At 72.4% G+C, this 12,331-nt stretch carries 10 protein-coding genes; 7 read left to right on the plus strand and 3 right to left on the minus strand.

Annotation, left to right across the window (positions count from 1 at the left end; all coding sequences use genetic code 11):
• Positions 1 to 25: 25 nt before the first annotated feature.
• The 5 genes from Cco03nite_RS32570 to Cco03nite_RS32590 all read left to right on the plus strand — a co-directional run bounded on the left by Cco03nite_RS32570 (position 26) and on the right by Cco03nite_RS32590 (position 4,081).
• On the plus strand, positions 26 to 553 hold the full coding sequence (locus Cco03nite_RS32570; protein ID WP_203697315.1) for a SigE family RNA polymerase sigma factor: 528 nt from the start codon (positions 26 to 28) through the stop codon (positions 551 to 553).
• Between the two features lie 64 nt (positions 554 to 617).
• Positions 618 to 1,856 carry a hypothetical protein gene (locus Cco03nite_RS32575; protein WP_203697317.1) on the plus strand — a complete coding sequence of 413 codons (1,239 nt, stop codon included), beginning with the start codon at positions 618 to 620 and terminating at the stop codon, positions 1,854 to 1,856.
• 85 nt (positions 1,857 to 1,941) lie between these two features.
• Positions 1,942 to 2,631: an HAD family hydrolase gene (locus tag Cco03nite_RS32580; RefSeq protein ID WP_203697319.1), complete on the plus strand. Its 690-nt coding sequence runs from the start codon at positions 1,942 to 1,944 to the stop codon at positions 2,629 to 2,631.
• 90 nt (positions 2,632 to 2,721) lie between these two features.
• A complete protein-coding gene (locus Cco03nite_RS32585; RefSeq protein ID WP_203697321.1) occupies positions 2,722 to 3,228 on the plus strand; it encodes a DinB family protein in 507 nt (168 codons plus the stop codon).
• Between the two features lie 70 nt (positions 3,229 to 3,298).
• Positions 3,299 to 4,081 carry an oxidoreductase gene (locus Cco03nite_RS32590; RefSeq protein WP_203697323.1) on the plus strand — a complete coding sequence of 261 codons (783 nt, stop codon included), beginning with the start codon at positions 3,299 to 3,301 and terminating at the stop codon, positions 4,079 to 4,081.
• 110 nt (positions 4,082 to 4,191) lie between these two features.
• Here Cco03nite_RS32590 and Cco03nite_RS32595 read toward each other — a convergent pair whose 3' ends face one another.
• Positions 4,192 to 5,574, minus strand: coding sequence for an NAD(P)/FAD-dependent oxidoreductase (locus tag Cco03nite_RS32595; protein ID WP_203697325.1), 1,383 nt, complete (start codon positions 5,572 to 5,574; stop codon positions 4,192 to 4,194).
• 381 nt (positions 5,575 to 5,955) lie between these two features.
• Here Cco03nite_RS32595 and Cco03nite_RS32600 point away from each other — a divergent pair, with 381 nt between their 5' ends.
• Positions 5,956 to 8,142 carry a carbohydrate-binding module family 20 domain-containing protein gene (locus Cco03nite_RS32600; protein ID WP_203697327.1) on the plus strand — a complete coding sequence of 729 codons (2,187 nt, stop codon included), beginning with the start codon at positions 5,956 to 5,958 and terminating at the stop codon, positions 8,140 to 8,142.
• Between the two features lie 200 nt (positions 8,143 to 8,342).
• On the opposite strand, the gene Cco03nite_RS32605 is transcribed toward Cco03nite_RS32600, so the two are convergent.
• Both Cco03nite_RS32605 and Cco03nite_RS32610 read right to left on the minus strand, forming a co-directional pair.
• A complete protein-coding gene (locus Cco03nite_RS32605) occupies positions 8,343 to 10,505 on the minus strand; it encodes a HelD family protein (RefSeq protein ID WP_203697329.1) in 2,163 nt (720 codons plus the stop codon).
• Between the two features lie 114 nt (positions 10,506 to 10,619).
• Positions 10,620 to 11,324 carry a DedA family protein gene (locus tag Cco03nite_RS32610; protein WP_239167844.1) on the minus strand — a complete coding sequence of 235 codons (705 nt, stop codon included), beginning with the start codon at positions 11,322 to 11,324 and terminating at the stop codon, positions 10,620 to 10,622.
• A 271-nt stretch (positions 11,325 to 11,595) separates the two neighbouring features.
• Here Cco03nite_RS32610 and Cco03nite_RS32615 point away from each other — a divergent pair, with 271 nt between their 5' ends.
• Positions 11,596 to 12,231 (plus strand): carbonic anhydrase, encoded by a 636-nt coding sequence (locus Cco03nite_RS32615; protein ID WP_308440672.1) that lies wholly within the window; start codon positions 11,596 to 11,598, stop codon positions 12,229 to 12,231.
• Positions 12,232 to 12,331: the final 100 nt, after the last annotated feature.

Consider the following 12,331-nt stretch of genomic DNA (forward strand, 5'->3'; position numbering starts at 1 on the left):
GGGAAGACGAACGGGGAGGTGACGTGTGACGGACGACGACGGGTTCCGCGAGTTCGTGCACGCGCGGCTCGGCAGGCTGTCGCGCATCGCGTACCTGCTGACCGGCGACCATCACGCGGCCGAGGACCTGCTGCAGAACGCACTGGTCAAGATCGCGTCACGATGGTCGAAGGTGTCGGCGGGCGGCGCGCCGGACGCGTACCTGCGCAAGGTGCTCTACCACGAGCACGTGTCGGCCTGGCGGCGCGGCCGCCACCTGCGCGCCGAGTGGCCGACGGCGGAGCCGCCGGAGGGCGGCGGCGGCCGCGACCTGGCCGCCGACACGGTGCGCCGCCTGCTGCTGGAGCAGGCGCTGGCCAAGCTCACCCGAAAGCAGCGTGCGGTGATCGTGCTGCGCTTCGTCGAGGACCTGTCCGAGGCGGACGCAGCCGCGGCCCTCGGCGTATCCGTGGGCACGGTCAAGAGCCAGACGTCGTACGCCCTCAAGAAGCTGCGCGAACAGGCCCCGGAACTGCACGTGCTGGTCAGGGAGCCGAAGGAGGCATGGGCATGAGCGAGCACAGCGAGCGGATCTGGTGGCCCGGCCATGCCGTCGACGAGCGGAGCGAGGAGAGGGCATGAGCGACCTGAACGAACTGCTGGCCGACATCGGGGACCGCGCACGGATCTACGACGTCACCGAGCGGGCCCTGGTGCTGGGCCGCAGGCGGCGCAACACCCGCCGCCTCGCGGGCGTGGGCGGGATCGCCGCCGTGGTCGCATTGTCGATCACCGGTGCCCTGACGCTGCCCACCCGCCCGGAGTCCGGCCCGGCCGTGCCGCCCTCGCCGACCCCGTCGCCGCCGGCGGTCGCCCTGACCGCTTGCACCGCCGCCGAACTGCCGATGCCGGCGGGCCTGCGCGGGGACGCGTACCACGAGTTCGGCGCCGATCCCAGCGGCCGCTTTCAGGCGACGCGTGCCGCCGACGGCAAGGGCCGCGAGTTCCTGGTCGTCTGGGAGGACGGCAGCCCCAGGGCGGTCAGCGAATGGCCGAAGGGGGCCGTCCGGATCAATGCGGTCAGCTCGACGGGGACCGTGCTGCTGCGGGCCGGGCAGGCGGAGCTGGAGTCGTGGGTCGTGCGTCGTGACGGCACCACGACACGGCTGCTCGGTCCGGGCGCGGTCGGCCTCGGCATCAACTCCGCCGGCGTCATCGTGGGTCAGCTCCGGGGCAACCTGCTGATGACCTGGCCGAACGACACCGCGAAACCGGTGCCGCTGCCCGTGCCTGACGGCATGACCGCGGGCGACCCCGCGGCGATAGCCGACGACGGCACCGTCGTCACACAGCTGTTCGAGGGCCGGTTCGAGCAGACGCCGTTCCGGCGGTCCGGCCCCGGCTGGGCGTACGTCTGGCAGCCCGGCGGCTCGCCGCAGCGGCTCGCGCTGCCCGAGGCCATCGACGGCGTCAAGGTGAAGTCGTCGCGGGTCTTCCAGGTCGCCGACGGCTGGGCCTCGGGTGTGCTGATCACCGGGGAGGGCGAGGACATCCGCCCCTATCCGGCCCGCTGGCGGCTCGGCAGCGGTGAGGTCGAGTGGCTGGCCGTGCCCGATCGGGGGGAGGGCACCGTCAATCCTCAGGGTTGGGCGGTGCTCCGAGCGGCGGACGACACGACGACCCTGGTCCGCGGTGACGTGGCGATCCGGCTGACGGGCCTGCCGGGTCACACGCCACGTCCGTCGAACGTCACGGGGACCGCCCCGCTGATGGTGGGCGTGGTCGGCCCGGATGCCCGCGTCCTGTCCGGGCTCCAGGTGAGCGAGGGCGAGAACCGCGACCTCGTGTATCGGAGACTGCGCTGGACCTGTCACTGACCGGCGCGATCGGGCCGGGCGTCGCCCCTGGTGGGAGCGCCCGGCCCGGTTGACAGGCGCGTCGCGGCTGTGGTCGGGTCGGGGGATGCGACGGCTCGTGCTCTGGGACATCGACCGCACGTTGATCGACGGCGGCAAGGTCGGGCGGGACGTGTTCGTCGCGGCGTACCTGGCGGTGGTGGGCAGCGAGCCGCCGCGGCTGCCGGAGTTCGGCGGGCGTACCGACCACTGGATCTTCACGACGGCGCTGGAGTGGCACGGCCGCGAGGTCAGCGCGGAGATCGTGGCCGAGTTCTTCACGCATCTCGCCGAGCACACCCGGGCGCACCGGCCGCAGCTGGTGGCCCGCGGCGCGGCCCTGGCCGGCGCGGCGCAGGCGCTGGCCGCTCTGGCCGGTGAGACGGGCGTGGTGCAGTCCGTCGTGACCGGCAACATCCGCGCGGCCGCGTACGAGAAGCTGTCCGCGTTCGACCTGCTCGGGCCGATCGACCTGGAGGTCGGCGGTTACGGCAACGACGACGGGGTGCGTGCGGTGCTGGTGCGGCTGGCGCACGAGCGCGCGCAGGCCAAGTACACCGCGGTGCTGCCCGCGCGGCAGGTGGTGGTCATCGGCGACACCCCGCACGACATCGAGGCGGCGCGGGCCAACGGCGCGCTCGCCATCGGCGTGGCGACCGGCTCGTGCACCGCTGACGAGCTGGCCGCGGCGGGCGCGGACGTGGTACTGCCGTCGCTGGCGGACACGGCCGCGGTGTTGCGGGCCGCCCTGGCCTGAGCCGGTCGGCTCGCCGCGGAGCCGCCGTGCCGCTCCGGCGGCGGGCTTATCGGTTCGACAGGGCACCGGCCGGCCAGCATCATCGCAGGCATGACGCGAACCGACGTGCCCGCCACCTGGGACGAACGAGCCACCCTGACCACCTTCCTCGACTACGCCCGCGCGACCGTGCGCGCCAAGTGCGAGGGCATCACCGACTCCGACGCGCGGAGGGCGCCGCTGCCGGATTCCCCGCTGATGACGGTCAAGGGCCTGGTCAGCCACGTGCGCTGGGTGGAGTACTCGTGGTTCCAGGTGGTGCTGCTGGGTGAGGAGGACGCCGGGCCGTGGACCGAGCAGGAGCCGGACCGCGAGTTCACCTACGCCCTCGACGTGCCGATCGAGCAGCTGCTCGCCGAGTACGAGGCGCAGAGCGAGCGCTACCGCGAGCTCGTCGACTCGCTCGACCTGGACACCCTCGCCAAACGCGACCTGCGCCGGGCCGGGCGTCCCGCGACGCTGCGCTGGATCCTGTTCCACCTGGTCGAGGAGATCGCCCGGCACAACGGCCACCTCGACGTGGTACGCGAGCTCGTCGACGGCACCAAGGGCGACTGAGCTGCCCGTTCCCGGGATGGCCGGCCCTCGGCGCGCGTAGCCTGAACCGGAGCGCGTCGGGGGAGGCGTCATGGATCTGCACCTGGGCGGCAAGGTCGCGGTGGTCACCGGGGCCAGCAAGGGCATCGGGCTGGCGGTGGTGAAGTCGCTGGTCGCCGAGGGCGCGAGCGTGGTCGCCGGGGCCCGGGACACCTCCGGCGAGCTGGCCGGGATCGACGGCCCGGTGCGCGCCGTCGACGTCGACCTGACCGACCCGGCCGGCCCGCAGCGCCTGATCGACGAGGCGGTCGCCGCGTACGGCGGGCTGGACGTCCTGGTGAACAACGTGGGCGGGGTGAAGCCCCGGCTGGGCGGCTTCGTCTCGGTCACCGACGAGGACTGGATGTGGTCGCTGACCGTCAACCTGCTGTCCGCGATCCGGACCACCCGGGCGGCGCTGCCGCACCTGCTGGCCCGGGGCGCGGGCAGCATCGTGACGGTGAGCTCGATCAACGCCTTCCTGCCCGATCCCGCGATCATCGACTACACCGCGTCGAAGGCGGCGCTGACGAACTTCTCCAAGGCACTGTCCAAGGAGGTCGGGCCGAAGGGCATCCGGGTGAACACGGTCAGCCCCGGCCCGGTCCGCACGCCGCTGTGGGTGGGCGAAGAAGGTGTCGCCAAGTCGTTCGGCGCGGCGAGCGGGGTGTCGGCGGAGGAGGTGGCCAAGCAGGTCGCCGCGCAGGCGGTGACCGGCCGGTTCACCGAGGCCGAGGAGGTCGCCGACCTGGTGGTGCTGCTGGCCGGCGCGCGGGCGGGCAACGTCACCGGCGCGGACTTCGTCATCGACGGCGGCCTGATCACGACTCTCTGAGCGGCCGGGACCGTGGTCCCGGCCGCCGGGCGGTGCACGTGCCGGCGGCCGGTCGAGCCGTTCGCACCTCGGCTCGGCCGGCCGCCTTCCGCAACCGGATCAGGTGCAGGCTACGCCTGGGGCACCGGCGTCGGCTGCGCGACCAGCGTGGGACGGGACGTGCGGACGCGGCCGGACCACAGCACGCGGGCCAGCACGCCGGGGGAGAACAGCCGCTGCGGCGGGGACATCAGGTTCGCCACGGCCAGGAACGCCAGGCCGACCTCGGGGTGCTTGGCGGCCGCCCGGTGCAGGCGGGCGACGTACGCGTTGAGGAATCGGCCCTTGCGGGTGCGCACGCCCTCGACCTCGGGGTAGCCGAGGTCCGCGCCGACCGCGATGTCCCACGGCACGTCGATGACCTTCGACGCGGCCGCGTAGAAGCGCTTCGGCAGGCCCGCGCCGCCCTGGCGCAGGCAGTCGCGCAGCACCATCGCCTCGGCCGCGGCGACGGTCATGCCCTGGCCGTACGCCGGGTTGAAGCTGCACACCGCGTCGGCGAAGGAGACCAGGCCCTCGGGCAGCCGGGTCAGGTGCTCGTAGCGGCGGCGCACGCTGACCGGCAGCCGCAGCCGCACCGCGGGCCCGGCCGGCTCGCAGGTGCTGAGCAGCTGGTGCAGCTCGTCGCTCGCGAACCGGCGGGCGAACTCCGCGTACGCGTCGGGGTCGGCCGGCAGGGTGCCGCCCTCGCCGACGCCGATCAGCGTCAGCATCCAGCGGTCGCCCTCGACCGGCACCACCACGCCGCCGATCGGCAGCTCGGGCGACGGGCTGATCACGGCCGCGGTGAAGCCGAGCTGACCCGGCGTACGCCGGTAGGCGCGCGAGATGTAGACGGTCTTGGCGTCCACGTGCTCCTCGGCGGGCTTGTCGTAGCCCAGCTCCGCCAGCCAGGTCGGGCCCCGGTTGCCCCGGCCGGTGGCGTCGACCACCAGGTCGGCTTCCAGCCGCAGCTCGGTGTCGCCGCCGACGGGCAGGACGCGCGCGCCGACGACCCGGGTGCGGTCCTCGCTCGCGATCAGGCCGACGGCCTCGTGCCGGGCGAGCAGCTGCACGCCGGGCAGCTCGGTGACCCGGCGGCGCACGTACGCCTCCAGGCCGATGCGGGTCACGCCCAGCCCGGCCAGGCCGGTGTTCTTCGCGGCCAGCCGGTGGCCGTCGTTGATCCAGATGACGTCGCCCTGGACGTCGACGGGGACCGCGCCGGCGGCGGTCATCTCGGCGGCGAAGCCGGGGAAGAGCTCCTCCAGGACCTGGCGGCCGCGGGCGAGCAGGCCGTGCGTGTGGTCGCCCTGCGGCACGCCCTTGCGCCCGGTGACGCCGTCGGTGGGCAGCGCGTCGCGGTCGAAGATGGTGACCTTCGCGTACGACTCGCTCAGCACGCGGGCGGCGAGCAGGCCGCCGATGCTGGCGCCGAGCACGATCGCGTGCCCGGACTTTTCCTTGGCAGACAAGGTTTTCTCCGTCTCGGTGTGAGGTGTGCACACACCGTAAGAAGCGATGACGCAATCATGAAAACGAATATGCCGTCCGGTAGATGACAATGTGTGCCCGCTCACGCGCTCTGCGTGGGTGCTGTCGGGACTCCGACGGCGTACGCCTGGAAGAATCTTTGAAAGATTTTTCAGTGCTGCGGCCGCGATCGATGGCCTCGGCGTGCGCCGATGCGTCCGGTCGATGATCGACGCTGCAAACGGAACCCTCATGATCTCCGATTTGTACGGTAAATCCGGCGCATCGATGCTCTTCACGCCGCGTCAACGCGGGGCTAACATCCGTGAAACCTTGCGCAAGAGTTTCCATCCCCCGACCCTCCCTGACCCAGGAGGAGACTCGTGTCCACCCGCACCCGCCCCCTCGCCGCAGCCCTCGCCTCGGTGCTGCTGGCCGCCGCGCTCACCGCGGTCGCGCTGCTGCGACCCGCCGCCCCCGACCTCGTCCCGGCGAAAGCGGACGCCAACCCGGGCAACCGCGACGTCATCGTGCACCTGTTCCAGTGGCCCTGGGCCTCGATCGCCAACGAGTGCGCCACCGTGCTCGGCCCGAAGGGCTTCGGCGCGGTGCAGGTGTCCCCGCCGCAGGAGCACGTCGTGCTCAGCGGCCAGTCCTACCCGTGGTGGCAGGACTACCAGCCGGTCAGCTACCAGCTCGTCAGCCGCCGCGGCGACCGTGCCGCCTTCGCGAACATGGTCACCACCTGCCACAACGCCGGCGTGAAGATCTACGTCGACGCGGTGGTCAACCACATGGCCGGCGGCGCGTCCACCGGCACCGGCTCGAACGGCTCCACCTACTCGCACTACAGCTACCCCGGCATCTACCAGAACCAGGACTTCCACCACTGCGGGCGCAACGGCAACGACGACATCGTGGCCTGGGGCGACCGGTGGGAGGTGCAGAACTGCGAGCTGGTCGACCTGTCCGACCTGGCCACCGAGACCACCTACGTGCGCGGCAGGCTCACCGCGTACCTCAACGACCTGGTGTCGCTGGGCGTGGACGGGTTCCGGGTCGACGCGGCCAAGCACATGCCGTTCGCCGACCTGCAGGCGATCCTCGGCGGCGTCAGCGGCTCGCCGTACGTCTTCCACGAGGTGATCGAGGACAGCGCGTTCCCGCCGGGGGAGTACGCCGGGATCGGGGACGTGACCGAGTTCCGGTACGGCGACGTCGTCGGCAACGCGTTCCGTGACGCGAACCTGTCCAACCTGAACAACCTCGCCGCGCAGATGGCCCTCGGCTCCGGTGACGCGGTGAACTTCATCGACAACCACGACACGCAGCGCAACGGGCGGGCGCGGCTGACGTACAAGAGCGGGCAGACCCACGCGCTGGCGGCGGCGTTCAGCCTGGTCTACCCGTACGGCACGCCGCAGCTGATGAGCAGTTTCACGTTCAGCAACAACGAGGCCGGGCCGCCCGCCGCCGGCAACGGCGTCACCAACCAGGTGACCTGCGGCTCGGGCTGGGAGTGCGAGCACCGCAAGACCGTGGTCGCGAACCTCGTCGGCTTCCACAACGCCGTCACCGGCACCGGGGTCGCCAACTGGACCTCGCCGTCGTCGTCGCGGATCGCGTTCGGCCGGGGCAACGTCGGGTTCGCCGCGTTCAACCGCGACGGCGCCGCGTGGAGCACCACCTTCAGCACCGGGCTGCCCGCGGGTGTGTACTGCAACGTCGCCACCGGCGACTTCACCGCCGGGACCTGCACCGGCGGCACCGTCACCGTGAACGGCTCCGGCCAGGCCACGGCCACCGTCGCCGCCAACGGCGCGCTGGCGATCTACACCGGGGCGCTGGTCGGCACGGTGCCGTCGGGCACGCCGTCGCCGACGCCCAGCGGCACCGCCTGCACGAGCGTGGCGGTCACCTTCGAGTCCAACACCACCACGACCACCGGCCAGAACGTCTTCATCGCCGGCAGCATCGCCCAGCTCGGCTCCTGGAACACCGCCAACGCGGTCGCCATGTCCGGCACCGCGTACCCGGTCTGGCGGGCCACGGTGAACCTGCCCGCGGGCGCGGCGTTCGAGTACAAGTACATCAAGAAGGACGCCTCGGGCACCGTCACCTGGGAGAGCATCGCCAACCGCAGCCGCACCGTGCCCACCGGCACCTGCGCGGTGACCTGGGCCGAAACCTGGAACGTGGCGGGCGGCACCACCCCGTCGCCCACGGCGTCCCCGTCGGCCTCGCCGAGCCCGTCGCCCACCGGCTCGTCCTGCGCCTCGATCGCCGCCGCGTTCTCCGTCAACGCGACCACGACCTGGGGCCAGAACGTCTACGTCGTCGGCTCCATCCCGGCGCTCGGCAACTGGAACACGGCCAACGCGATCGCCCTGTCCAGCGCGACCTACCCGGTCTGGACCGCCACCATCACCCTGCCGACGAACACGACCTTCGCCTACAAGTACCTCAAGAAGGACGCCGCCGGCACCGTCACCTGGGAAAGCGACCCCAACCGCTCCCGCACCACCCCCACCACCCCCTGCACCGCCTCCTATCCCGACACCTGGCGCTGACAGGGTCGGGGCAAAGGAAGGGCACCTTCTTAACGCTCCGCGTTAAAGAAGGTGCCCTTCTTAACATCCCACCCGCGCTGAGCTGCGACGATGCGCCGCGCAGCCGGTGCGGCAGCCTGACCTGCGGCGCAGGCCGGAAAAGGTTAAGAAGGGCACCTTCTACAACGCGGAGCGTTGTGAAGGTGCCCTTCCTTCGTCCTTCAGCGCCAGGGGCGGGTGGCGAGGGTGGTGAGGCGCTGGGTGGCGCGGGAGAGGGCCACGTACAGGGTGCGGCGGCCGGCGTCGGTGCCGGCGTCGATGAGGCCGGGTTCGACGAGGACGACGGCGTCGTACTCCATGCCCTTGGCGGCCAGCGCGGTGACGACGCGCAGGCGTTCGATGTCCCACTCGGACAGGCGGGCGGTGATGCGGTCGCGGATGCGGGCGTCGGGGGTGATCACACCGACGGTGCCCTCGACCTCGGTGAGCAGCGCCGCGACCGCGTCGCGGACCGCGTCGTCGAGGTTCGCGCGGTCGACGATCCGGTGCACGGGGTCGACGCCGGTGGTGCGTACGGCCTTGGGCAGCGGCAGGTCCGGGGACACCCTGCGGATGACCTCGGCGGCGACCTCGAAGATCTCCGTCGAGTTGCGGTAGTTGGTGGTGAGCTGGTGCGGGTGGCGCCGACGGCTGCCCAGCGCCTCGTCCCGGGCGCGGGCCACCTCGCCCGCGCTGCCGATCCACGCCGACTGCGCGGGATCGCCGACGACGGTCCAGCTCGCCGCGTGGCCGCGCCGGCCGATCATGCGCCACTGCATCGGCGTGACGTCCTGCGCCTCGTCGACGACGACGTGTGCGTAGTCGCGGTAGTCGTTCTCCCGAGGGGCGGCGGCCGACGCGGCGCGCGAGCGCTCGTACGCCGTCGCCACCTCGCGCACCCCGCCCACCGTGTACGCCTCGCGCCGGCGTACCCGCGGCTTGGGCTTCTCGCCGATCAGTTCCCGCAGCTCGTCGAGCAGCGGCACGTCGTCGATGCTGGGGCCCTGCTCGCGCAGCGGTGCCAGCGCCCGCACCAGCGTGCGCTGCTCCTCGTTCGACAGCGAGCCCTCGGCGTACCGGCGCAGCCGCTGCGGGTCGGCCAGCCAGCCCAGCACCTGCTCGGGGCGCACCAGCGGCCACCATGCCTTGAGGAAGGCGCGGAAGCCCTCGTGCTCGGTCAGCTCCTCGTCGAACCGGGCCTGCTCCAGCCGCGGCTGCTTGGCCTTCATCTGCTCCCAGAGCAGGTCCAGCACCGCGCCGAACGCCTTCGCACGGATCTCGTTGCGCCGGTTACCGCGCCCGATCCGCCGCCGGATGTCCTCGCCCTGCCGCCAGTTCAGCTCCAGCCACTCGCCGCGGTAACGCAGGCGCAGGCCGTCGGGGCAGCCGGGCGGGGCGTCCTCGGCGGCACGGCGCAGCACCCGCCGCATGCGCGTCGAGCCCTTGATCGCGCGGACCGCGGCGGTCTCCTCGCGGGTGGCGCTGAACCCGGGCACGAGCTGCCCGAGCGACTTCAGCGTCGCGGTGTCCTCGCCGAGCGAGGGCAGCACGGTCTCGATGTACTCGACGAACACCGGGGACGGGCCGACGATCAGCACGCCGCCACCGGCGAACCGGGCCCGGTCGGAGTACAGCAGGTAGGCCGCGCGGTGCAGGGCCACTGCGGTCTTGCCGGTGCCCGGACCGCCCTCGACCACGGTCACCCCGGACGCGGGGGAGCGGATCGCCAGGTCCTGCTCGTGCTGGATGGTCGCCACGATGTCGCGCATGCCGGTGCCCTTGGCCCGGCTCAGCGCCGCCAGCAGCGCGCCGTCGCCGACCACCCGCATGCCCTCGGGCGCGGCCGACGGGTCGAGCAGGTCGTCCTCCAGGCCGGTCACCTTCTCGCCGAACGACGAGATCATCCGGCGGCGGATCACGCCCAGCGGCTGGGCCGCGGTCGCGCGGTAGAAGGCCGCCGCGGCCGGCGCGCGCCAGTCGATGAGCAGCGGCTCCGCCTCCTCGGTACGCACGCCGAGCCGGCCGATGTAGCGGGGGCGCTCGTCCCAGCCCGCCGCCTCGGGGTCGGCCGCGGCCTCGTCCGGCTCGACGCGGCTGGGGTGCATGTCGAGGCGGCCGAAGACCAGGCCCTCGTGCTCGGCGTCGAACGCGTGCCGCCGCCGCGCCGCGTGGAAGACCATCGCGTCGCGCTCGACCAGCGACCCGTACGTGCCGACCCGTGCGAGTTGATAGCCGTCGGCCTCGGCCTTCGCGGCGTCGGCGCGCAGTCGGGCCAGCCGCGCGTAGACACGGTCCACGTGCTGCTGCTCGATGGCGATCTCGTCGTGCAGGGTGTTGTCAGACATGCGTCTCCTGGGCCGGGTATGGCGATGGTGCCCCGATAGGGTACGGGCTGCCTCCGACCGGAAGATCGATCACCGGGCCGATGTGACGCGCGGCCCCACCGGATAGGCTGGAGGTCAGCCGACCCGCTCCTTCGCGGCGGCTCCCGCGTCGGTCGGGTGGTCGACCTCGTCGGCGCCCAGCACCTCGACCGTCTCGTCCGCGGCGGCTTCCACCAGCGACTTCTTGGCCCGGTGCTTGAACCACCACGTGGTGCCCAGGCCGAAGACCACGGCCAGGATCAGCGCCGCCCACGAGAAGCGCTTCAGCCACGCCTCCGCCACCGCGCCCAGCGCGTAGATCGCGAACGTGGTGCCGAACGCCCAGACCAGCCCGCCACCCGCGTTGGCCAGCAGGAACTTGCGGTACGGCACCTTCAGCGCACCGGCCATCGGGCCCGCCAGAATGCGCAGCAGCGCGATGAAGCGGCCGAAGAACACCGCCCAGGTGCCCCAGCGCCCGAACATCGCCTCGGCCCGCACGATCTGCTCCGGGCCCAGGTGCTTCGGGAAGCGGCGGCCCAGGCGCTCCAGCAGCGGGCGGCCGCCGCGCTTGCCGATCGCGTACCCGATGGAGTCGCCGACGATCGCGCCGATCGCGGCGCCGACGGCCACGCCCCACGGTGAGATGTGATCCGTGGTGGCCGCGAGCAGCGAGGCGCTGACCAGCACGATCTCGCCGGGTAACGGGATGCCCATGCTCTCGGTCCCGATGACCAGGCCGACGAGGAGGTAGATGGCGACCGCCGGAAGCGTCTCCAGCCATGCTCCGACGAACTCCACCGGCCACCCCTTCTCCGAGCGTCATCGCCCGTAGTGACCTCACGGGACGCTCGAAAGATACCCGACCGGGGACCCCGTCGCACCCGGCTGAACTCCCTAAGGGGCCGCCGGAGGTGTCGGATCACGGGCTCAGACGCGCCGCGTGTCGCGGCTCGCCGCGCCGGGTTCGCGGCCGGTCGGGGTGCGTGTTTCGCGCTCAAGTCCGTGAGAAGGGTCGCACTACTTCCGAGTAACCTTCCCGTGGCGGGGCTTCACCAGCGACCCTTGAATCATGACGCAGTCGAGGACCGCGCCGTCGGATCGTGATGTGACGATGCCCGGCGAACGCCGGGGGCCAGCAGAGGCGCTGGCGGACCTGATGACCGGCAACCGCCGCTTCGCGGCCGGACGCCCCCGATACGGCCACCATGTCGGCGAGGCGGCCGCGCAGTCCAGCGGCCAGGAGCCGTACGCGGTGGTGCTGGGCTGCATCGACTCGCGGGTGCCGCTGGAAGCCGTGTTCGACCAGAACTTCGGTGACATCTGCGTGGTCCGCTCCGGCGCGCACGTGCTGGACCGCTCCGTGGTCGGCTCGGTCGAGTTCGCCGTCGCCGAGCTGCACGCCTCGCTGGTGATGGTGCTCGGGCACGAGCGCTGCGGCGCGGTGGCCGCGACCGTCGACGCGCTGCGCACCGGCAGCCGGCCCGACGGGTTCATGGGTTACCTGGTGGACCAGATCGCACCGGCGGTCACCGAGGCGGGCCTCAACGACCCGCAGGTGAACCAGAAGGCGCTGCGCCGCCACGTCAGCCGTACCGTCGAGCAGCTCAGCCTCGCCGAACGGCTCGCCACCGCCACCGCGGCCGGCCGCGCCCAGATCGTCGGCGCCGTCTACGACCTCGACACCGGCGTCGTCGAACTCCTCTGACCCCCCACCCGCCGGGCGCGCCGCCGCGCCCCGGCCCCGCCACCTGGCGCAACTCTTAAAGACGTGCGGCCTCAGAGAGTCTCTGAGGCCGCACGTCTTT

The organism is Catellatospora coxensis (assembly GCF_016862635.1).
GTDB classification, from domain to species: domain Bacteria; phylum Actinomycetota; class Actinomycetes; order Mycobacteriales; family Micromonosporaceae; genus Catellatospora; species Catellatospora coxensis.